The organism is Micromonospora sp. NPDC049201 (assembly GCF_055586805.1).
The window spans coordinates 1-21,601 of the sequence record NZ_JBVJHM010000011.1 but is presented as its reverse complement, the minus strand read 5'-3'; the positions used below and the strand labels follow the sequence as shown (position 1 = coordinate 21,601).

Below are 21,601 nucleotides of genomic sequence, written 5' to 3'. Positions count from 1 at the left end.
CGCGCTGATTCACGGAAGGCGTGGCTGTCGGCGGCCGGATGGCCACGCTTTCCGTGAATCAGCGCGCTCAGGGCAGCGGGGTGGGGGTGGGGGTGGGGGTGGGGGTGGGGGTTAGTAGGTGGTGGTAGAGGGTGGTGAGGCGTGCGGCCTGGGCCTCCCAGGTCCAGGTGGACAGCGGCGAGTCCGGGCCGTCGTAGGCGGCGCGGTAGCGGGCCGGGTCGGCGAGCACCGCCCGGACCGCGCGGGCCAGGTCGGCGGCGTCCCGGGCGCGGAACACCTCCCCCTGACCGGTGTCCCGGACCGTGTCGGCCATGGTGCGGACGTCGCTCACCACGATCGGCAGCCGCGCGTGCGCGTACTCGAAGAACTTGGTGATCAGCGCGATCTCGTGGTTGGGCCAGTGGTGCAGCGGGATGAGCCCGACGTCGGCGGCGGCGAGGAACGCGACGAGCTGCCGGTGCGGCACGTACGGCAGCACGTGCACCCGGTCGGCCACGCCGTGCCGGGCGGCACGCGCCACGACCTGCCGGACGTAGCCGGCGGCCGGGTCGGCGACGACCAGGGCCAGGTGTACGCCGGGCAGCCGGGGCAGCGCCTCGACCACGGTGTCCACGCCGCGCTGGACGGCCATCGCCCCGCTGTAGACCAGCAGCGGGGTGCCGGCGGCCAGGCCGCAGCGGGCCCGGAGGTCAGGTGCCTCCCGGTCGCCCGCCTCGCCCGGGACGGGCCCGGTCCCGGTGACCGACGCGCGCACGGCCCCCGGCCCGAACCCGACAGTGGTGGCCGGCCCGGCGGCAGTGACCGGCTCGGCGGCGATAACCGACCCGGCGGCGGTGGCCGGCTCGGCGGCGATAACCGACCCGGCGGCGGCGACCGGCTCGGCGGCGGTGACCGGCGCGTTGAGGACGACGGTCGGGCGTTCGGGCAGGGCGTGGTCGCGGACCAGCAGGTCGGCGAGCGTGTCGGAGACGGTGACGACCGCGTCGGCGTGGCCCACGTACTCGCGGACGTAGCCGAGGTGGGCGGGCAGCCAGCGGGCGTTGTCGCGGCGGGGCCGGGCACCGGGCAGCCACTCGTGGGCGTCCCAGACCAGCTTCACGGCGCGGCCCCGGGCGCGGGCGCGGTCGACCGCGCGGGCGGCCACGCCGAGCATCCGGAAGTCGTGCGCGTGGATCAGGTCCGGGCGCAGCGCGTCGACGACCGGGCCGGCGACCCGCTCGTAGTCCCACAGGCCCGGCTCCAGCCGACGCCAGGCCCGGTCACCGAGCCGGGCCGCCCAGTAGCGGACCTGGAGGTGCTCCACGGGCCGGCGGGCCAGCCGGGCGGCGCGCAGCGGCAGACCGCCCCGGGCCACCAGCCGCCGCCGCAGACCGGACATCCCGCCCACCGGCCGAGGCAGGCCGTCGCGCGGACCGGGTGCGCCGTCGCCCGGGTCACCGACGGCCGGTCGGGAGTCGCGGGGGGCGTCGAGCGGCAGCACGCGTACCTCGGCGTCGCCGAGCCGCCAGCGACGCTCGGCGTCGACCCGGGCGCAGCCGAGCAGCGTGACGTCCCAGCCGGCGTCGGCGGCGGACCGGGCGGCCTTCTGCACCCGCGAGTCACCCTCGACCGCGTTGTCGACAAGCATCACCACCCGCCGGCCGGCGGCCGGCGGCGTCGCGGCGTCGTACGGCATCAACGACCACACCCCCTCAGCTCGACGGCGCGAGTGTACGGGGGCCGGCGACCGGCCCGAAGCCCACGGAAGCCGCGCTGAGCTGGGCGGACACCGGTTGTGCAGGTGCCGGCGGGCGGGAATTCACCCGCCGTGCACCGGGCGGTCAGGCCGCGCCGGAGGGGACCAGCGGGCCCGGGGCGACCGGCTGCCGGCGGTCACGCCGGTTGGGCAGCGACAGGCGGATCACCTTCCACCAGGCGGAGGCGACCTGCTTGGGCAGCGGGCCGGTGGTGTACCGCAGGCCGTACCTGTCGAACAGCGCCCGCACCTGCGGGGCGATCTCCTGGTAACGGTTGCTCGGCAGGTCCGGGAAGAGGTGGTGCTCGATCTGGAACGACAGGTTCCCGGTCATGATGTGCAGCAGGCGGGGGCCGCTGATGTTGGCCGAGCCGAGCATCTGCCGCAGGTACCACTCGCCGCGCGTCTCGCCCTCGATGGAGGTCTTCTCGAACGTCTCCACGCCGCTCGGGAAGTGCCCGCACATGATCACCGAGTGGCTCCACACGTTGCGGATCAGGTTCGCGGTGAACGTGGCGGCGAGCGTGGACAGGAACGACGGTCCGGAGAGCAGCGGGTGCACCACGTAGTCCTTGAGCACCTGCTTGCGGATCTTGCGGCCGACCGCCTTCGCCTTGGCCCGGAACGCCGGCTCCTTGAGCCGCTTCTGCTTGAGGTGGTCGCCCAGCTCCATGTCGTACGCGGCGATGCCGTACTCGAAGAAGGCGGCGTTGAGCAGGTTCCACACCGGCTGGCCCAGGTGCATCGGGTGCCACGGCTGGTCCTCGTCCACGCGCATGATGCCGTACCCGAGGTCGTTGTCCTTGCCGACGACGTTGGTGAAGCGGTGGTGCAGTTCGTTGTGCGACTGCTTCCACTGGTCGGCCGGGGAGACGTGGTCCCAGTCCCAGGTGGTCGAGTGGATCTTCGGGTCGCGCATCCAGTCCCACTGGCCGTGCAGGACGTTGTGCCCGATCTCCATGTTGTCGAGGATCTTGGCGATGGTGAGGCCGGCCGTGCCGACGATCCAGGCCGGCGGGAACAGCGAGAACAGCAGCACCGCGCGACTGCTGATCTCCAGCGTCCGCTGGGTCTTGATCACCTTGCGGATGTAGCGGGCGTCCCGCTCCCCCCGGTCGGCGATGACCCGGTCCCGGATCGCGTCCAGTTCCTTGCCGATGATCTCGATGTCCTCGGCGCTCAGGTGGGCGATCGGGTTGTCGGCCTTCTTCTGGATCACGGTCACGTCGGTGGCTCCTCAGAGTTCGATGTCGCAGGTACCGGCGGCCGCCGAGATACAGGTCTGGATCCGCACGCCGTCTCCCGGCACGGCCGTGGTGACGTCGCCGTTGCGCAGGTCGCGTACCGCGCCCTGCCGCAGCGGCACGACACAGCCGTAGCAGATCCCCATCCGGCAGCCCGAGGGCATGAGCACCCCCGCGTTCTCCCCCGCGTCGAGCAGGGTGGTGGCGCCGTCGGCCTCGACGGTCACCCCCGCCCCGGTGAAGGTCACCGTGCCGCCGTCGCCCGGCGTAACCACCGTAGGACGGAACCGCTCGGTGTGCAGACGTTCGATGACGCCGTTCGACGTCCAGTACCCCTCGACGGCGTCGAGCATGCCGATCGGGCCGCAGGCCCAGGTGTGCCGCTGCGCGTGGTCGGGTACGAGGTCGTCCAGCTCGGCCACGTCGAGCAGGCCGGAGGTGTCGGTGTGTCGCTCGACCAGCCGCACCGCGCCACGGTCGGCCAGCGCCCGCAGCTCCGCGCCGAAGATGACGTCGTCGCGGGTGGGCGCCGAGTGCACCAGCACCACGTCGGCCCGTTCGGTGAGTCCGGCCCGCAGCATCCCCATGACCGGGGTGATGCCGCTGCCGGCGGTGAGGAACAGCACCCGCTCGGGCGTCGCGGTGGGCAGCACGAAGTCGCCCTGCGCCTGGTCGAGCTGGACGATCGTGCCGGGCCGGATCCGGCGGACCAGGTGGTTGCTGACCTTGCCGTCCGGGATCGCCTTGACCGTCACGCTGATCCGGCCGTCCGCCGCGCCCGGCGCCGAGGTGACCGAGTACGCGCGCCACTGGCGTACGCCGTCGACGTCCACGCCGAGGCGCACGTACTGCCCCGGCAGGTGGCCCTGCCAGCCGCGACCCGGCTGGATCACCAGCGTCGCCGCGTCGCGGGTCTCCGGGCGGACCGCGACGATCCGGCCGCGCAGCGGGGCGCCCGCGCGCAGCGGCGCGATCATGTCGAGGTAGTCGCCCGGCAGCAGTGGGGTGGTGACCGTGCCGGCCAGCCGCAGCAGCCTGTCCCGGAAGGATGCCTTCTGGGGGCGGCGGGGCGCAGTTGTGGTCATATGACCAGCGTGACCGCGGGATCGCATAACATCTTGACCAGCAAAGGTGAAAAGGTCACAGGTTTTTGTTCGAAGGGAACAACATGACGCAGGAGACCGGGACCGGGACGCGGGCCGCCCATCTCGATCTCGACGCCGGCGTCGCGGCGCTGCTGCGCGACCGGCTGCCCATGGTCGCCGAGCGGACGGTCAGCGCGATCACCGCCGAGGTGACGGACTACTCCGGCGCGCTCACCGACACCATGCGGGAGAAGATCGAGAACGCGGTACGCATCGCGCTCGGCACGTTCCTCCAGCTCATCGAGGGTACCCAGGCGTTCGACCCGAGCACTCCCCTGGCCCCCGCGCTGGAGGCAGCGTACGCGCTGGGCAGCGGCGAGGCGCGCGCCGGGCGAAGCATGGACGCGCTGCTGGCCGCGTACCGGGTGGGCGCCCGGGTGGCCTGGCGGGAGGTCTCCACCACCACGGTCCGCAGCGGGCTGGCCGCCGAGACGGTGGCCGAGTTCGCCGAGCTAATGTTCGCGTACATCGACGAGCTGTCCGCGGCCAGCGTGGCCGGGCACGCCGACGAACTGGCCAGCGCCGGCCGGGTCCGCCGCCGCGACCTGGAACGGCTCACCCAGCAGTTGCTCGCCGGTGAGCCGGAGGAGTCGCTGCGGCGCAGCGCGGAACGGGCCGACTGGCCGCCGCCCCAGACGCTGACCGTGGTGCTGCTGCCCCGCCGGCACCTGCGCGCGGTGCTCGCCCTGCTCGGCCCGCAGACGTTGGAGAGCGGCGAGGACCTGCCCGGCATGAACCCGGCCGAGGAGTTGGCGGTGCTGCTGGTGCCGGACGCGCACGGCGGACGACGACGTCAGCTCGTCCGGCTGCTGCACGGGCACCGGGCGGTGCTCGGGCCGGCCCGGCCCTGGCACCGGGTCGCCGCGTCCTACCAGCGGGCCACCCGGGCGCTCACGCTCGGCCTCGGCGAGCCGGACGCCGGGCCTGTCGACACCGAGTGTCACCTTTCCGCGTTGCTGCTCAGCATGGACCCGGAAGCGCTTGCCGACCTGCGCACCCAGGCACTCGCGCCGCTCGCCGCGCTGCCCCCGGCCACCGCGCACCGGCTCGCCGAGACGCTGCGGTCCTGGCTGCTGCACCAGGGGCGGCGCGACGACGTGGCGGCGGACCTGTTCGTGCACCCGCAGACCGTCCGCTACCGGATGGGCAAGCTCCGCGAGCTGTTCGGCGACCGCCTGCACGACCCCGCCACCATCCTCGACCTGACCATCGCCCTCGCCGTCCCCCCGACGCAAGGACGGGCCCCCGCCTAACGCCTCCGGTAGAGCAGGGGCCCCCTGTTAACACTCGGGACGCGGGGTCCCGGCCGGTCGGGCCCTCCGACCCTGTCCCGGGGGGTACGGCGGCCGGCAGCCTCGGAAGGGGACGAGCAACGAGGAGGCGCCGCCATGGACCGGTCATCGACGCGTACCGAACAGAACCCGACGGTACGGGTGCTGGAGGCGGCGGCCCGGCAGTCCCTGCACGCTCCCTCGGTGTTCAACACCCAGCCCTGGCGTTGGCGGGTCACCGCTGACGCGCTGGAGCTGCGCACGGACCCGGGCCGGCAGCTCGCGCACACCGACCCGGACGGTCGACTGCTGTTCCTGAGCTGCGGCGCGGCGCTGCACCACGCCCGCGTCTCGCTCGCCGCCGCCGGCTGGACGGTCGACGTCGGGCGGCTGCCGGACCGGGCCGACCCGACGCTGCTCGCCCGGCTGCGCACCACCGGCCCGGCCGCCCTGGGCGTGCCGGCCGGCCGGCTGGTCGACGCGATCCCGCGCCGCCGCACCGACCGGCGCGCGTACGGCGACCGCCCGGTCCCCGAACCGGTGCTGGCCCGGCTCGGGGACGCGGTCGAGGCCGAGGGCGCGCACCTGCACGTGGTCCGCCCGGACCAGATGCCGATGCTGGCGGTCTCCACCGGCCGCGCCGCCGACGCCGAGCTGGCCGACCCGGCGTACCGGGAGGAGTTACGCCGCTGGACCAACCGCCCGGCGGGCAGCGGCGACGGCGTGCCCACCGCCACCGCGGTCCGGCCCGCGCCACGGCGGGTGCCGCTGCGTGACCACGCTCCCGGTGGGGCGGCCGGGCTGACCGCCGGCGCGGACTTCGACCGGGGCGCGGCGTACCTGATCCTGTTCGGTGAGCGCGACGATCCGGCGGCCTGGCTGCGCGGCGGCGAGGCGCTGTCGGCGCTGCTGCTCACCGCCACCGCCGAGGGCCTGGCCAGCGCGCCGCTCAGCGACGCGATCGAGCTGGCCTGGCCGCGCCGGATGATGCGTGACCTGCTCGCCGGCATCGGCGAGCCCTACCTGGTGGTACGCGTCGGCTGGGGACCGGACGCCGACCTGCCACCGGCCCCGCGCCGCGCGCCGGCCGACGTCATCGAGGTGGTGGGCCCTACCCGGGCGTGAGGCAGCGCCTCATCCGGCCAGCCACGGTCCGCGTGCCGGGCCGGCGGGCCGTCCCGACCATCCACTCGTGTCGGCGTCGGGCGGCACACCCGGAGTGCCGGACGTGGCCACGTCCGGCACACGGTCACCGGGACAGCAGCGCGGCTACCCGCTCCGCATCCGGATGGCCGCCCGCGAGCAGGATGTCCAGCGCCTGCCGCCAGGCCCGCCGCGCGGCGTCCGATCGTCCGGTGGCCTCCAGAACAGCCCCGAGCCGCCGCAGGCAGACCCCCTCGTTCATCCGGTCGCCCAGGTCGCGGTAGAGCGCGATGGCCTGCCGGTAGCAGTTCACCGCCTGGTGTGCGTCGACGTGTCGGTAGGCGTGTCCGAGGGTGTCCCACACGCTGGCCTCGCCCATTCGGTCGCCGGCCCGCCGCAGGCGGCGCAGGGCCTGCCTGCCGTGGGCGACCGCCCGCTCGTGCGCGCCGAGCTGGGCGAGACACCAGGCAACCGAGTTGAGCGCATAACTCTCGCCGCGGTCGTGCCCGGCCTCACGGAACAGTTTCAGGGCCTGCTCGTCGTGCCGGAGCGCTTCGGCCAGCTCTCCCTGCACCTCGGCCAGCCAGCCCAGGCTGCGGTAGGTGAACGCCTGGCCCACTCGGTCGCCGAGGTCACGGTACCGCGCAAGTGCCTGCCGGTAGTCCTCCGTCGCGTCGTCGAACCGGCGCAGTTCGACACACGGAGCGCCGTGCAACCGGTACGCCTCCGCCGCGGTGGCCGGGTCACCGGACCGGAGAGCCGCGGTCACCCCGACCCGGCAGACCCGCTCCCAGTCGTGCCGGTGGCCCCGCCGTGGCAGGAAGTTCGCCATGGCCCAGACCAGTTGCCAGGCCGGCTCGTCGAACCCGGCGGCGACGGCCTGTTCCAGCACCGCCATCAGCCCGGCGTGCTCGGCGGTGAACCAGGCCAGCGCCGTTGGCCGGTCGGCGAAGGCGAGCACCGTCACTCCGGAGGTCGGCGGCGTCACCGACAGCGGATCGCGGTTCGGCCACAGCAGCCGGTCGGCGCCGAGCGCGGTGTGCAGGTAGTGGTCGAGGAGGCGACCCAACGCCGCCCGCCGCCCGGCACTGCCCTCCGGTGGTCCCAGTTCGTTCGCGTAGGCGCGGAGCAGGTCGTGGCAGGCATACCGGCCCGGCAGGTGTTCGGTGACGAGGTGCGCGGTGGCCAGCTCGCGCAGCGGCGACCGCACCTCGTCGACAGCACGTCCGGCGAGACTGGCCATGGCCTCGGCGCGCAGGTCCGGACCGGCCGGCAGGCCCAGAAGCCGGAACAGCCGGTCCGCCGCCTCGGTGAGACCCCGGCGCGACCAGGAGAGCACGGTACGGACGTCCGTTCTCGTGTCGCCGATGGTGAAGGCGTCGAGGTCCGGTCCGCCCCGGTCGGCGCGCAGCTCCGCGGCGAGCGATTCGAGCGGGAAATCCGGATGGATGGCGGCCCGGGCCGCCACGACGGCCAACGCCAGCGGGAGCCGGGCACACGACTCGACGATCTCGTGCACGGCGGCGGCCTGGCCGGCCAGACGCTCGGCACCCACGCGGCGGGCCAGGAACTGCCGGGCCTCGGCCTGTGCCAACAGTTCGAGCCGGATCGGACGGGCTCCCTCGACAGCGATCAGGCCGGGAAGCTGGCTCCGGCTGACCGCGATCACGGCGCAGCCCGGCACCCCCGGGATCAGGGGGTGTACCTGCGCGGTGTCGCTGATGTTGTCCAGCACCACCAGGACCCGCCGGTCAGCCAGAAGCGACCGGTAGAGCGCCGCCTGCGCCGGGACGGTCACCGGGATCCGCGCCGGCGGCACGGCGAGCGCGTCCAGGAAGACACGTACCGCTTCGCCCGGGTCCATCGCCAGCCCGGTGGGATCGAAGCCGCGGAGGTCGACGTACAGCTGGCCGTCCGGGAAATCAGCGGAGACCAGATGCGCCAGGCGCAACGCGAAGAACGTCTTTCCCACCCCGGCCGGCCCCGAGACCAGCACCGTCGCCGGCTGCCGGCGGGGCCTGTCGAGCAGCCGACGGGCGGTGGTCAGCTCGTCGGCGCGGCCGACGAAGTGCGGCGGATCGGGCGGCAGCAACGAGGGACGGACCAGCTTCGGCGATGGGGCCACCGCCGTCCCGACGAGCAGCCGGCGATGCAGTACGTCACGGTGGAGTTCCGCCAACTCCGGCGCGTCCAGGCCCCGTTCCCGCAACAGGCGCAGTCCTTCCCGGCACACCTCCGCGGCCTCGTCGACCCGACTGCCGGCGAACAGCGCCCTGGCGAGCAGTCGCCGCGCCGCCTCGTCGTAGGGATCACCGACGACGAGGCCGGTCAGCTCGTCGATCGCCTCGGCCCACCGGCCGAGCGCCGACAGGGCCTCGGCGTGACCACGCCGCGCCGTGCGTCGTACGGAGTCGAGCCGGGCGACGCGCGCCAGGGCGAAGGGACGGTCGGCCACCTCCGCGAACGCCGGGCCGCGCCAGAGCGCCAACGCCTCCGCCAACAGGGCGGCGGCCCGCTCGATCAGGTCGGACTCGTCGGCGGCCAGCAGGCGGCGTGCCTCGGCGCAGCGCCTCTCGAAGCGGTCGGCGTCGAGCACGTCCGGCCGCAGGTCGAGCCGGTACGCCGACCCGGCGCCGACGCCGGTGGTGACCAGGATCGGCGGTTGTTGCGGGTCGGCCGCCTGGGCGAGCGCCCGCCGCAGGTGCGAGACGTGGCTGCGGAGGGTGATCCGAGCCGCCGCCGGTGCCGGGTCGCCCCAGAGCAGTTCGACGATCCGGTCCGCCGGCACCGTGGACCCGGCCTCCACGAGCAGCACCGCCAGCAGTTCCACCAGCTTCGGACCGAGCTTGACGGGTCGGCGGTCGCGCTCCACCCGGATCGGCCCGAGCACGTTGATCCGCAGCACCCCGAGACCACGCTCCGCCCTGCCCGAGCCTCCCCGACCCAGACAATTATATCGGCGTCGGCGAATGCTCATGGTGCGCGCGGCGCGGTGGTGAGCGGGGACGAGGCCCCTGCCCCGTCCCCGCTCACCTCGCCCCGCGTCGCTCACCAGGGGCGGGAGCTCACATAGGTGTTGCCACCGCCGAAGGTGACCGGATCGCTCGCGCAACCGCCGAGGTTCGCGTTCGTGGCGTCGTCGTGGCCCCACAGCCGGACCCGAACCGGGTCGATGCCGCCCTGCGGATCCTCGTTCCACGCGTCTCCGTTGTAGGAGTGGTCACCCACCTTGTTGTTCTTGAAGACGTTGCCCACACCGCAGTCCTCGCTGCCGAACCGCCAGTCGCTGATGATGGCGTACGCGCCGGCCCGCCAGAACATGTTCCCGTCGGCCACGTTGTTCTTGCTGTTGTGGCGGGTCCGGATCGGATCGCCGGTGACGTAGCCGAACCGGTTGCCGGAGACGGTGCTCGAATTGGTGTAGTTGGCCAGGTAGACCCCGTGGATGGCGGCCGGGCTGTCGTCGTTCGCGAGGTAGTAGAAGCGGTTTCCCTCGATCCGGGTGCCGGTCGAGTTCGTCACGTGGACGCCGCCGTAACCGGTGCCGGTGCCGGCGGCGTTGTAGCGGTCCCCCAGGTACTGGAACGTGTTTCCGCGGACGACGACGCCCTCGGCCCGGTCCCCCGGCTGCCCGGCGATCCTGATGCCGCCGTTGCGGAAGTACTGGAACGTGTAGCCGTCCACCACCACGCCGCCGTCGGCGGAGGTGAGCGTCATGCCGTACCCGGCGGCGGTCGCGCCGACGTCGTCCCCCGTGGCCGACGTCGACCCGACCACCGGCCGCATCCGCGATCCGTCGAGCACCACCGCGCCGGTCCCCGGGATGGTGGAGAAGGTGACCGTGCCGCCGCGCGGGGCGTAGCCCCACCGAATCGTGGACGTGAGATGGTGGACGCCGCCCCGCAGAAGGACACGGGCGTCACGCGCACCGCCGGCCCGCAGCACCGACTCGGCCTCGGCGACCGAACTCACCGCCCGCTCAGGAGTGCTCCCGTCCCGGTTCTGACCGCCACCGAGGGCGGCCGACGCCGTCGGGTCCACGTAGACGGTCACCTGGCGTTCCGGCACCGCCTGAGCCGGACCGGCCGGCAGGGCGACCGCCACCGCAGCCGCCAACACCGCCGGCACCGCACTGATCTTCCGCATGCCCCCTCCTCACCTTTGCCGTACATCGACGCCTTCAGCATGCGGACGGGGTGTGGAAACGGCGTGGAAGGCGGCGGGGCGTGGGCCGCACGGCAGGGCCGGGCAACCACGGGCGGTTCACCCTGGCAGGTGGACCGGGCCGTCGCGACGCCCGCCACAAGGAACAATTCCTTATTGTCCACTGTCACTGTCAGCAACCCTTGTGCACATTCCCAATCGCATGTTGACGGCCGCCAGTCCGGGGGCAATCATGATGGTCACTGGATCCACCTAACGCCAATGTCGGATCTGGTGGCTTTTCCCACCCCTCGACGGGATCGCGCCGGACGCGAGATTCCGCCGGGCGACCCTGCCCGGCGCGCGCTCGGTAAATCCTATCGAAGGAATAGGAAATCCACCGCTCGCCTCGAGGAGTCCGCCGGTGAACGGGAACAACGACGCTCCCGCGGCGAGCCGGCCCAGGCCGGCCTCGCACAGCGCTGAGCTGGAAGAACCGCTCGCACTGCACGGCGGCCGGCCGGTGCGGGACACGCCGTGGCCCACCTACGACAAGGGCGCGGTATTCGTGCATCCCGACGACGAGGACGCCGCAATTCGGGCCATTCGCAGTCATCTCTACTTCCGATACGACCATCGCGCGCAGAAAGAAACCGAATGCGGGCGGTTCGAGGACGAACTGTGCCATTATTTCGGCACCCGGCACGCCCTCGCCGTTTCCAGCGGCACGGCCGCACTTGCCCTCGCCCTGATGGGCGCCGGGGTGCCGGCCGGGTCATTGGTCGCCTGTCCCGGATTCACTTTCGTCGCCACTCCGAGCGCCATTGTGCTGGCCGGGTGCCGGCCATTACTGGTGGAGGTCGACGACGACCTGCGGATGGACCTCGACGACCTGCGCCGCCGCTGGCGACCGGACATCCGGGCCATCATGGTCGTCCACATGCGTGGCTTCGCCGCCGACGTCGAGGCCCTGGCCGCCTTCGCCGCCGAGATGGGCGTGCCGCTCATCGAGGACGCCGTGCCGGCGCTCGGCGCCGAACTCAACGGCCGCAAGCTCGGCACGTTCGGCGCCGCCGGGGCGTTCAGCACCCAGTCCGACAAGGCGCTCAACTGCGGCGAGGGCGGCTTCCTGATCACCGACGACAGCACGCTGTTCGCCCGGGCGGTCGCGCTGTCCGGGGCGTACGAGGGGCGGCTGCGCCGGCACTTCCCGGACGGCGAACCGCCGCTCACCGGCCTGGACCTGCCGCTGCTCAGCCTCCGGATGGACGAGATCCGGGCGGCCCTGCTGCGCGCCGAGCTGACCCGGCTGCCGCAGCGGCTGACCCTGTTCCACCACAACTACGCGCACGTCTCGCAGGCCCTGGCCGACCTGCCCGGCATCACGGCGCGGCGGCCGGTCGCGCCCGGGGCGTACCTCGGGGAGGCGTTCGTGTTCCGCGTGCCCGGCGGCGACGCCGGCTGGTTCGCCCGGGCGCTGCGGGCCGAGGGGATCGACGCGCGCAACATCGGCGCGGACGACGACCTGAACGTCCGCGCGTTCTGGAACTGGCGCTTCCTCTACGACACCGCGGACCCGGGACAGATCCGGGCGACGCTGCCGCGCACCGCGCGACTGCTCACCGAGACCGTCGACGTGCCGCTGTCGTCGAACCTCACCCCGGACGACTGCGACGACCTGATCCGCGCGGTCCGCAAGGTGGCCGCCGCCCGCGAGACCGTGTTGGCCCGGCCGTGACCGGGGCGCCCCTGACCGACGCCGGCACCGAGGAGAAGCCGCTGCCCCGGCGGGCGCTGGTCGGGCTGCTCGGCGGGCTCTTCGCCGGCTACCTGGGGTTGACCGCGGTCATCCCGGTGCTGCCCGGCTTCCTGCGCGAGCGGCACGGCGCCGGCGACCTCACCGTCGGCGTGGTGGTCACGGTGACCGCGGTGACCGCGCTGCTGGTCCGTCCGGTCGCCGGCGCGCTCGCCGACCGGTACGGCCACCGCACCGTGATGCTGGCCGGCGCGCTCGTGGTGGCCGCCGGCGGCCTGCTCTACCTGGCCCCGCTGGGCGTGCCGGCGTTGGTGGTGGTCCGGCTGCTGCTCGGCGCCGGCGAGGCGGCGTTGTTCACCGCCGGGGCGGTGTGGATCGTCCAGCTCGCCCCGCGCCACCGGCGCGGCCAGCTCATCGGCCTGTACGGGGTGAGCATGTGGGGCGGCATCTCCGCCGGCACGTTCCTCGGCGCGACCGTGCAGCAGGCCGGCTATCCGGCGGTGTGGGTGCTCAGCGCCGCCGCGCCGGCGGCCGGTGCCGTGCTCGTCGCACTGGTGCCCGCGCCGCCGCGTACCGCGCCGGCGGCCAAGGGCGGCGGCCTGCTGCTGCGCCCCGCGCTGCTGCCCGGCGTGGCGCTGACGTTCGGCGCCGCCGGGTACGCCGGCCTGGCCGCGTTCGTGGTACTGCACCTGGACGCCCGCGGCATCGGGCACGGCGTGGTGGTGCTGAGCTGTTTCAGCGCCGTCTACGCCGGCACCCGCCTGGTCATCGGGCACCTGCCAGACCGGCTCGGCCCCCGGCGGGTGGCCACCTGGTGCGGGGTGGGCGAGGCGGTCGGCCTGCTGGTCATCGCGGTCGCCCCGAACCTGCCCGTCGCGGTGGTCGGCAGCGTGGTGATGGGCGTGGGGTTCTCGCTGCTGCACCCGTCGCTGGCGCTGATGGTGATGAACCGCACCGATCCGGCGCGGCAGGGCGCGGCGATCGGCGCGTACACGTCGTTCTGGGACCTCGGTCTGGCGGTGTGGGGGCCGGCGACCGGGCTGGTCGCCGCCGGCTTCGGCTACCCGGCGGTGTTCGTCGCCGGCGCGGCCGGCGCGGCGGTGGCCGCCGCGATGGCCCTGCGCATCGGCCGGCCGGCGGTCACGGAAACCCCGACGGAGGTTCCGGCATGAGCGAACGCACCGAGCGCAGCGAGGGCCGTGAGCGCATGCCCAGCCAGCACCGCATGAGCGCTCCCGTGGCCGTGCTCAGCGTCACCGGCTGGTGCCGCAACGGCAGCACCATCATCGGCAACGTCCTCGGCGAGGTGCCCGGCGTGGCGCACGTCGGCGAACTGCACTTCCTGTGGAAGAACTCGACCGGGCGCGGCGTCAACGACCGGTGCGGCTGCGGCGAGGCGCTGACCGCCTGCCCGCTGTGGTCGGCGGTGCTGCCGGTCGGCCGCCCGGCCGGCGTGTCGGCCGAGGCGCACGCCGCCGAGGTGATCCGGCGGCAACGCGCCCGGCTGCGGACCCGGCACACCTGGCGGGTGCTGCGCCGGGGCGCGCCCGACGCGGACACCCGCGCGCACGCCGACCTGCTCGGCGCGGTCTACCGGGAGGTGGCCGCGCGCACCGGGGCCCGGGTGATCGTGGACAGCACCAAGATCCCGGGCGAGTCGGCCCTGCTGCCGCACGTGCCCGGCGTCGAACCGTACTGGCTGCACCTGGTCCGCGACCCGCGCGCGGTGGCCCACTCGTGGCGGGAGCCGAAGGAGTACGTCTACGCCATGTCGGCGGCGCGCAGCACCGCGTACTGGCACGGGTTCAACCTGGCCTCGGCGGCGATCAACCGCCGGCATCCCGGCCGGTCGATGCTGCTGCGGTACGAGGACTTCGCCGCCGACCCGGCCGGCACGGTCGACGCGCTGCTGCGACTGGTCGGCGCCGACCCGGCCGGCAACCCGGTCCGCGACCGCACCGTCGAGCTGCGCGGCAACCACACCGTCACCGGCAACCCGGACCGGTTCCGGACCGGCCCGACGGTCATCCGGGACACCGACGACGGGTGGCGGCGGACACTGACCGGCCGGCAACGGCTGGCCGTGGCGGCGCTGGCCTGGCCGTTGTCCACCCGCTACGGCTACCGGTCCGGTGGAACGGCCCGGACGCATCCCGGCGCGGTGGCCCGCGTCGGCGAGACGGAGAGGTGACGGACGTGGATCTGGGGCTCAAGGGTCGGGTGGCGCTGGTCGCCGGCGGCACCAGCGGCATCGGGTTGGCCTGCGCGAAGGAGTTCGCCGCCGAGGGCGCGCACGTGGCGGTCTGCGGCCGGGACCCGGCACGCCTGGCCGCGGCCGAACGGGAACTGGCGTCGGTGGCCACCGGACGGGTCAGCGCGACCGCCGTGGACCTCACCGACACGGCCGCCGCCGCCCGCTGGGTCGACGACGTCGCCGCCGACCTGGGCGGGACGCACGTGCTGCTGGTCAGCGGCGGCAGCCCGCCGGTCGGCACCGCCGCCGGGTTCGGCGTCGAGGACTACCGGGCCGCCGTCGAGCGGGTGCTGCTGCCCGCGGTCGCGGTGTCGACGGCCGCGCTGCCGCACATGCGCGCCGCCGGCTGGGGCCGGCTGCTGCTGGTCGCCTCCGAGACCGCCTGCGTGCCGATCGGCCCGCTGGTGCTGTCCGGGGTGACCCGGGCGGCGCTGGTCCGCTTCGCACAGGGGCTCGCCGTCGACGTGGGCCGCGACGGCATCACCGTGAACGTGCTCGCGCCCGGCAGTGTGCGTACCCCGCCGATGGAACGCGCGGCGGCGCGGCTGGCCGGCGCGGACGGTGACGTGGAGGCGCGGCTGGCCGCGATGGGTCACCACAGCGCGCTCGGCCGGCTGGCCAACCCCGAGGAGGTGGCCGCGATGGCCGCGTTCCTGGCCAGCGAGCGGGCGTCGTACGTGACCGCCGGTGTGCACCTGATCGACGGCGGCGCCGCCGCCACCGGCCCCGACCTGCCCCACCTGACCGGCGTCCGCAAGGACACCTACGCCTGATCCACCCGACCGCCGCACGAGGGAGTGCCCATGTCGACGACCAGCCAGTTCACCGAGCGGGACGTCTCCGAGTTCTTCGACCAGACCACGCAGACGTACCTCAGTTTCTGGGACAGCGAGGGCGTGCTGCACACCGGCTACTTCGCCGGGGACGACGACACCGACTACCATGCGGCGGCGGATCGGACCTCGGACATCCTCGCCGACGACGCCGGCATCGACGCCTCCTCGAACGTGCTCGACGTCGGGTGCGGCTGCGGCAACTTCCTGCTGCGGCTGGCCGGACGCACCGGCTGCCGGGGCGAGGGGCTGGACCTGAGCATCGAGCGGGTGCGCTTCGCCGAGCAGCGGCGCGCCGAGCGGGGCACCGGGCTGGACGTCCGGTTCCGGCACGGCTCGGCCACCGCCATGCCGTACGCCGACGGCACGTTCACGCACGTGGTCAGCCAGGACGCGCTGTTCCTGGTGCCGGAGAAGCCGCGCAGCCACGCCGAGATGTTCCGGGTGCTCGCGCCGGGCGGGGTGCTGGCGGTCTCCGACTTCCTCCAGCCGACCGAGCGGATCGGCGAGGCGGCCCGCCGCCACGTCTACGACCGGGTGCGCTGGAACGGCGGCTACTCGCTGGACGGCTACCGCGAGGCGCTGACCGAGGCCGGGTTCGTGGACGTGGTGGCCCGCAGCCTGGACGGGCACATCCGGCAGACGTACCGGGTGCTGGGCCGCACCGCCCGGGAACGGGCGGCCGGCACGGCGGACGAGGCGGCGCGGACCTGGATCCTCGGCTTCGCCGAGTCGTGCGACGAGATCCAGGCGGCGATCGACCGGGGCGAGTTCGGCTGGGGCATGTTCGTCGCCCGCAAGCCGGCCTGAGGAGAGGGCGACACATGCAGCAGCGGACCGACACCGTGAAGCGGACCATCGCCGAGGTGGTCGCCGAACGGAAGACCCAGATGTCGCCCGGCGCGACGTTCGTCGAGGCGTTCGCCAAGGACGGCTTCGACACCAGCGTCGACTACGACGTCACGATCACCGACTCGCTGACCAGTTCCCGGCGCAAGCCCCGCTACCCGTCCCGGAACATGCTGAAGGTGGTGGACCTGTCCCGGGACCCGCAGGACTTCTACTGGCACGAGAGCCCACCCCGACCGGACGACCCGGCGGTCGACGGCGCGGACCTGCGCCGGGAGGCGGCCAACCACTTCCACCGCTCCCCCATCCCGCCGCTGCTCACCACCACCGCGTGGGTGCAGGTGCCGGACACGCTGTGGGAGGACCCGGTCAGTTTCGCCCAGTTCATCGACTACCGGCTGGTGGTGCGGCTGGCCACCGCCGAGAACCACACCATCCTGCGCGGCGAGGGCGGGCTGCTGGCCATGCCGGACCTGGGCCGGCTCACCGACCCGGGGCCGTTCGCCTCGACCATCCTGTCCGCCTGCAACGAGGTCGAGCAGATGGGCAGCACCGCCGACGGGCTGATCATCAACCCGGCCGACTACTACCGGCTGCTCGGCAGCGGCACGCTGATGCGGGACGTGGAGGAGAACGGCGTCTTCATCGTGCGTACCCGGCTGGTCGACCCGGGCACCGCGATCGTCGGCGACTTCGGCCACGGCGCGTTGCTGTTCGACGCCGGCCGGTCCACGATCGGGTTCGCCGAGCCGCCGCCGGGCACGTTCGCCGAGCCGGGGGTGGCGTTGCGCGCCGAGATCTGGGAACGGGTCGTGGTCAACCTGCCCACCTGCTTCTTCGTCGTGACGATCTGACCGGCGGCGACGATGACGACGCCCGCCCGCGCCGACCCCGACGTCCTGGTCATCGGCGCGGGCATGGTCGGGCTGTGCTGTGCCTGGTTCCTGCGCCGCGCCGGCCACACCGTGACGGTGGTCGACCGGGGCGAGGTCGGGGACGCGGCGGCCTGCTCGGCGGGGAACACCGGCTTCGTCGGCACCCAGGGCTCGGCGCCGCTGGCCGAGCCGGGGGTGCCGGCCAAGGGCGTCCGCTGGCTGTTCAGCCCGGAGAGCCCGTTCTCGGTCCGGCCCCGGCTGGACGCCGCGCTGCTGGCCTGGCTGTGGCAGTTCCGCCGGCACTGCACCGAGCGGCACGCCCGCGCCGGCTTCGAGACGCTGCTCGCGCTCAAGCAACGCAGCCTGGCGCTGCTGCGCGAGATGTGCGCCGAGGACGAGCTGGCCGGCACGCTCACCGAACGCGGCATGATCCTGGCCTGCCACACCGAGCAGGGGTACGCGCAGGCGCGCCGCACGATCCGCGCGGCGACCGCCCGCGGGGTGCCGCTGCGCGACCTGGGCCGGGCGGAGCTGGCCCGGCTGGAGCCGGGTGTCGACTTCGCGGTGGCCGGCGCGCTGCTCAACGAGGAGGGCGCGGCGCTGCGCATCCCGGCGTTCCTGGTCGGTCTCGCCGAGGCGCTGCGGGCCCGCGGCGTGGAGATCGTCACCCGCGCCGAGGTACGCGGCTTCGAGACGACCGGCCGGCGGGTGCGGACGGTGCGGACCGCCCGGGGCGACCTGCGCCCGAGCGAGGTGGTGGTGGCCGCCGGGGTGTGGTCGACGGCGTGCGCCCGGATGCTCGGCGTCGGGCTGACGCTGCAACCGGCCAAGGGCTACACCGTCACACTCCCGGCCGGGCCGGGCACGCCCACCCGGCCGGTGCTGCTCAGCGAGGGCAAGGTCGCGGTGATGCCGCTGGGTGACCGGGTACGCGTCGGCGGCACGCTGGAGCTGTCCGGGCTGGACGCCTCGATCTCGCCGCGCCGGGTGGACGGCATCCTGCGTACCGCCCGGCGTTACCTGCCGGCGCTGGACACCGACCGGCGGCTGGACGTGTGGAGCGGGCTGCGCCCGTGCACCCCGGACAGCCTCCCGCTGATCGGCCGGGCCGGCGACTACGACAACGTCAGCGTGGCCACCGGCCACGGCCACATCGGGATGGGGCTGGCCCCGGCCGGCGGTGAGCTGCTCGCCCAGCTCGTCACCGGCGTGGAACCGTCCCTGCCGGCGCGGACGTTCGCGCTGGACCGCTTCCGGAGGGGGAGCTGATGGGCGACCGGCCGGAGATCGGGGTGCTCTGCCTCGACACCAGCTTCGACAAGATCCCCGGGCACATCCGCAACCCGGCCACGTTCGACTTCCCGGTGCGCTACCGGGTGGTGGCGGGCGCCACGCCGCGGCGGCTGGTCCGCGACGCCGACCCGACGCTGCTGGAGCCGTTCGTCGACGCGGCCCGGGACCTCCAGGCCGCCGGCGTCGCCGGCATCACCGGGGCGTGCGGGTTCCTGGTGCTGTTCCAGACCGAGCTGGCCGCCGCGGTGGACGTGCCGCTGTGGTCGTCGAGCCTGGTGCAGCTGCCGATGGTGCACCGGATGGTCGGGCGTACCGTCGGGCTGCTGGTCGCCGACGAGGCGGCGCTGACGCCACGGCACCTGGCGGCGGTCGACGCGGCGGACGTGCCGGTCGCGGTCACCGGCATGGCCGGGCAGCCGGAGTTCCGCGAGGTGATGCTCCAGGGGCGGCGGGACGCGCTCGACGTGGACCGGCTGGCCGCCGAGGTGGACGACCGGATCGACGCGCTGGCCCGTGCCCACCCCGACCTGGGCGCGCTGGTGATCGAGTGCACCGACCTGGTGCCGTTCGCCCACCGCATCCAGGCACGCCTGCGCGTGCCGGTCTTCGACATCGTCACCCTCACCACCATGGCCCACGCCGCCCTGACCCGCCGCCCGTACCCGCCGTCCTAGGCGTCCGCCCTGTTTCACGGAAAGAGTGGCTGTCGGGGCCCGAACAACCACTCTTTCCGTGAATCAGGGCGGGATGAGGCGCGGGCGGTCAGACCGGGGGGATGCCGGAGCGGCCGATGGCCGACATGTCGCCGCCGCCGATCTCGCTGGTGGCGGTGGGTGGGGGCGGGGTCGTGGGCTCGGTGCGGTCCTCGATGTTGGCGTCGCCCAGGCCGTGCATCAGCTCCCCGATGGCGGCCAGCGCCGAGCCCTTGTCCGGGCAGGGGCGGCCGGTCGCGAGCACCTGGCCGTCGCCGCCCAGCACCGTGAACCCGACCCGGCCGTCGGTCTCGCTCTCGATGACGAACTTCACCGCGTTCCTCCCGCCGCTCAGACCCCGTGCGACTGCAACCACAGCTCCAGCAGGCCCAGTTGCCACAGCTTGTTGCTGCCGGCGGCGGCCTGCGCCCGGTCCGGCTCGGCGAGCAGCTCGTCGACGTAGGCCCGGCGGAACAGGCCACGCCGGCGGGCCTCGGGCGCGTCGAGCGCCTCGATCACCAACTCCCGCACCGGGCCGTCGACGTTGCGCAGCGCCGGCACCGGGAAGTAACCCTTGGGCCGGTCGATGACCTCGGCCGGCAGCACCTGCCGGGCCACGTCCTTGAGCACGCCCTTGCCGCCCCCTGCCAGTTTGTGCTCGGGCGGGCAGGCGGCGGCGAGCGTCACCAGGTCCTGGTCGAGGAAGGGCGTGCGCACCTCCAGCCCCCAGGCCATGCTCATGCTGTCGACCCGTTTGACCGGGTCGTCGGGGAGCATCAGGTGGGTGTCCAGGCGCAGCACCGCGTCCACCGCGGTCCGCGCGCCCGGCGCGGCCAGTTCCGCGGCGACCAGCTCGCCGCTGACGTCGGCGTCGCAGGCGTACGCCGGGTCGACCACCCGGTTCAGCTCGGCGTGGTCCCGGTCGAAGAACGCGGCGGTGAACTCGGCCGCGGCGTCGGCGCGGGCCGTCCGCGCGAGCCGGTGGTGGTAGCCGTAGCCGGCGAACACCTCGTCGGCGCCCTGCCCGGACTGCGCCACCTTCACGTGTCGGGCGACCTGCTCGGAGAGCAGGTGGAAGGCCACCACGTCGTGGCTGCCCATCGGTTCGGTCATGGCCGCCACGGTGGCGCGCACGGCCGGGCCGAGGTCGCCGTCGGCGAGGCGGATGCGGTGGTGGACGGTGTCGAAGGTGCGGGCGACCAGGTCGGAGTAGTGGAACTCGTCGCCGGACTCGTCGCCCCGGCTGTCGAAGCCGATGCTGAACGTCTGGAGGTGCTGTTGCCCGGCCCCGTCGAGCAGCGCCACGATCATGCTGGAGTCGAGGCCGCCGGAGAGCAGCACCCCGACCGGCACGTCGGCGACCAGCCGACGGCGTACCGCGGTGCGCAGCGCGTCCCCGATCGCGGCCCGCCAGTCGCCGGCGTCCATCCCGTCGTGGGCCGGGTCGCGCTGGTACTCGGGCCGCCAGTAGACGTGCTCGCGGGCGCTCCCGTCGGCCTCCACCACCCGGACGGTGGCCGGCGGGAGCTTCCGCACGCCGCGCAGGATGGTGTGCGGCGCCGGCACGATCGAGTGCCAGGACAGGTAGTGGTGCAGCGCGACCGGGTCGATGCCGGTGTCCACGTCGCCGGCGGCCAGCAGGGCCGGGAGGGTGGAGGCGAACCGCAGCCGGCCGGGTGACTCGGCGAGGTAGAGCGGCTTGATGCCCAGCCGGTCCCGGGCCAGCACGAGGTGGCGGCGCCGCCGGTCCACCAGTGCGACGGCGAACATGCCGACCAGGTGGTCGACGAACCGTTCACCCCACTGGGCGTACGCGACCAGGATCACCTCGGTGTCGCTCGTCGATCGGAAGGTGTGCCCGGCCGCCCGCAGCTCGTCGCGCAGCTCGGGATAGTTGTAGACGCAACCGTTGAAGACCAGGGCGAGCCCGAGGTCGTCCCGGACCATCGGCTGGTCGCCGGTCTCGGTCAGGTCGATCACGGTCAACCGGCGGTGCCCCAGGGTCACCCAGCCGTCGTTCCACCGCCCCTGGCCGTCGGGGCCGCGGGAGCGCATGGCCTCGGTCATCCGGGTCACCGCGCCCGCGTCGGGGGTGGCCCCGTCGAACCGGGCCTCACCGCTGATCCCGCACATGTCGGCGACTACCCGGCGTGTGACCAAGGAAACCCGGGATGGGCGGTTGGCGGGCCGGGGACGACGAGCCGTCGTACGGTGGCGGTACGGGCCATGTCCCCGGGCGGTCCGGCCACGGGACGTGGCCATGATCAACAATGCTGCCAGGAGGACGTGTGTTCGCCAATTCCGAGGAACTCCTGCGATACCTCAGCAACGAGGACGTGAAGTTCGTCGACGTACGTTTCTGTGACCT

The 21,601-nt window shown here is 73.9% G+C and carries 17 protein-coding genes; 10 read left to right on the top strand and 7 right to left on the bottom strand.

Translation table 11 applies throughout. From position 1 onward, the window contains the following. Nucleotides 1-67: 67 nt before the first annotated feature. The 3 genes from ACZ6O5_RS23225 to ACZ6O5_RS23215 form a co-directional block, all read right to left on the bottom strand. Complete coding sequence (locus ACZ6O5_RS23225; protein WP_465980132.1) at nucleotides 68-1,627, bottom strand: glycosyltransferase family 4 protein; 1,560 nt, start codon at nucleotides 1,625-1,627, stop codon at nucleotides 68-70. A 193-nt stretch (nucleotides 1,628-1,820) separates the two neighbouring features. Next, nucleotides 1,821-2,960 (bottom strand): fatty acid desaturase family protein, encoded by a 1,140-nt coding sequence (locus tag ACZ6O5_RS23220; protein ID WP_281940415.1) that lies wholly within the window; start codon nucleotides 2,958-2,960, stop codon nucleotides 1,821-1,823. Nucleotides 2,961-2,972: 12 nt separating this feature from the next. Then, nucleotides 2,973-4,064 carry a ferredoxin reductase gene (locus ACZ6O5_RS23215; protein WP_465979919.1) on the bottom strand — a complete coding sequence of 364 codons (1,092 nt, stop codon included), beginning with the start codon at nucleotides 4,062-4,064 and terminating at the stop codon, nucleotides 2,973-2,975. Nucleotides 4,065-4,147: 83 nt separating this feature from the next. On the opposite strand from ACZ6O5_RS23215, the gene ACZ6O5_RS23210 reads away from it, so the two are divergent. Together ACZ6O5_RS23210 and ACZ6O5_RS23205 are read left to right on the top strand one after the other, a co-directional pair. Next, nucleotides 4,148-5,377 (top strand): PucR family transcriptional regulator, encoded by a 1,230-nt coding sequence (locus tag ACZ6O5_RS23210; protein WP_465979918.1) that lies wholly within the window; start codon nucleotides 4,148-4,150, stop codon nucleotides 5,375-5,377. 135 nt (nucleotides 5,378-5,512) lie between these two features. Beyond that, a complete protein-coding gene (locus tag ACZ6O5_RS23205; RefSeq protein WP_465979917.1) occupies nucleotides 5,513-6,520 on the top strand; it encodes an Acg family FMN-binding oxidoreductase in 1,008 nt (335 codons plus the stop codon). 124 nt (nucleotides 6,521-6,644) lie between these two features. On the opposite strand, the gene ACZ6O5_RS23200 is transcribed toward ACZ6O5_RS23205, so the two are convergent. After that, nucleotides 6,645-9,515 carry an AfsR/SARP family transcriptional regulator gene (locus tag ACZ6O5_RS23200; protein ID WP_465979916.1) on the bottom strand — a complete coding sequence of 957 codons (2,871 nt, stop codon included), beginning with the start codon at nucleotides 9,513-9,515 and terminating at the stop codon, nucleotides 6,645-6,647. A 71-nt stretch (nucleotides 9,516-9,586) separates the two neighbouring features. Beyond that, complete coding sequence (locus ACZ6O5_RS23195; RefSeq protein WP_465979915.1) at nucleotides 9,587-10,684, bottom strand: right-handed parallel beta-helix repeat-containing protein; 1,098 nt, start codon at nucleotides 10,682-10,684, stop codon at nucleotides 9,587-9,589. A 421-nt stretch (nucleotides 10,685-11,105) separates the two neighbouring features. Here ACZ6O5_RS23195 and ACZ6O5_RS23190 point away from each other — a divergent pair, with 421 nt between their 5' ends. From ACZ6O5_RS23190 to ACZ6O5_RS23155, 8 genes are read left to right on the top strand one after another with little or no spacing between them, the layout of a single operon-like run. After that, nucleotides 11,106-12,419, top strand: a complete 1,314-nt coding sequence (locus tag ACZ6O5_RS23190; protein WP_465979914.1) for a DegT/DnrJ/EryC1/StrS family aminotransferase — start codon at nucleotides 11,106-11,108, stop codon at nucleotides 12,417-12,419. After that, the gene (locus ACZ6O5_RS23185; protein WP_465979913.1) at nucleotides 12,416-13,609 is read left to right on the top strand and encodes an MFS transporter; all 1,194 of its coding nucleotides are present in this window, start codon (nucleotides 12,416-12,418) and stop codon (nucleotides 13,607-13,609) included. The genes ACZ6O5_RS23190 and ACZ6O5_RS23185 overlap by 4 nt, the downstream gene beginning before the upstream one ends. Next, on the top strand, nucleotides 13,606-14,628 hold the full coding sequence (locus tag ACZ6O5_RS23180; RefSeq protein ID WP_465979912.1) for a sulfotransferase: 1,023 nt from the start codon (nucleotides 13,606-13,608) through the stop codon (nucleotides 14,626-14,628). The genes ACZ6O5_RS23185 and ACZ6O5_RS23180 overlap by 4 nt, the downstream gene beginning before the upstream one ends. 5 nt (nucleotides 14,629-14,633) lie before the next feature. Next, a complete protein-coding gene (locus tag ACZ6O5_RS23175; RefSeq protein ID WP_465979911.1) occupies nucleotides 14,634-15,464 on the top strand; it encodes an SDR family NAD(P)-dependent oxidoreductase in 831 nt (276 codons plus the stop codon). A 30-nt stretch (nucleotides 15,465-15,494) separates the two neighbouring features. Next, nucleotides 15,495-16,334 (top strand): methyltransferase domain-containing protein, encoded by an 840-nt coding sequence (locus ACZ6O5_RS23170; RefSeq protein WP_465979910.1) that lies wholly within the window; start codon nucleotides 15,495-15,497, stop codon nucleotides 16,332-16,334. Nucleotides 16,335-16,348: 14 nt separating this feature from the next. Continuing rightward, nucleotides 16,349-17,227, top strand: a complete 879-nt coding sequence (locus tag ACZ6O5_RS23165) for a family 3 encapsulin nanocompartment shell protein (RefSeq protein WP_107155420.1) — start codon at nucleotides 16,349-16,351, stop codon at nucleotides 17,225-17,227. A 12-nt stretch (nucleotides 17,228-17,239) separates the two neighbouring features. After that, nucleotides 17,240-18,517, top strand: a complete 1,278-nt coding sequence (locus ACZ6O5_RS23160; RefSeq protein WP_465979909.1) for an NAD(P)/FAD-dependent oxidoreductase — start codon at nucleotides 17,240-17,242, stop codon at nucleotides 18,515-18,517. Further along, the gene (locus ACZ6O5_RS23155) at nucleotides 18,517-19,215 is read left to right on the top strand and encodes an aspartate/glutamate racemase family protein (RefSeq protein ID WP_465979908.1); all 699 of its coding nucleotides are present in this window, start codon (nucleotides 18,517-18,519) and stop codon (nucleotides 19,213-19,215) included. The genes ACZ6O5_RS23160 and ACZ6O5_RS23155 overlap by 1 nt, the downstream gene beginning before the upstream one ends. Nucleotides 19,216-19,303: 88 nt before the next feature. Here ACZ6O5_RS23155 and ACZ6O5_RS23150 read toward each other — a convergent pair whose 3' ends face one another. Both ACZ6O5_RS23150 and ACZ6O5_RS23145 read right to left on the bottom strand, forming a co-directional pair. Continuing rightward, nucleotides 19,304-19,567, bottom strand: a complete 264-nt coding sequence (locus ACZ6O5_RS23150; protein ID WP_405093859.1) for a YegP family protein — start codon at nucleotides 19,565-19,567, stop codon at nucleotides 19,304-19,306. A gap of 17 nt (nucleotides 19,568-19,584) precedes the next feature. Next, nucleotides 19,585-21,366: an N-acetylglutaminylglutamine amidotransferase gene (locus tag ACZ6O5_RS23145; RefSeq protein WP_465979907.1), complete on the bottom strand. Its 1,782-nt coding sequence runs from the start codon at nucleotides 21,364-21,366 to the stop codon at nucleotides 19,585-19,587. Between the last annotated feature and the right edge of the window lie 235 nt (nucleotides 21,367-21,601).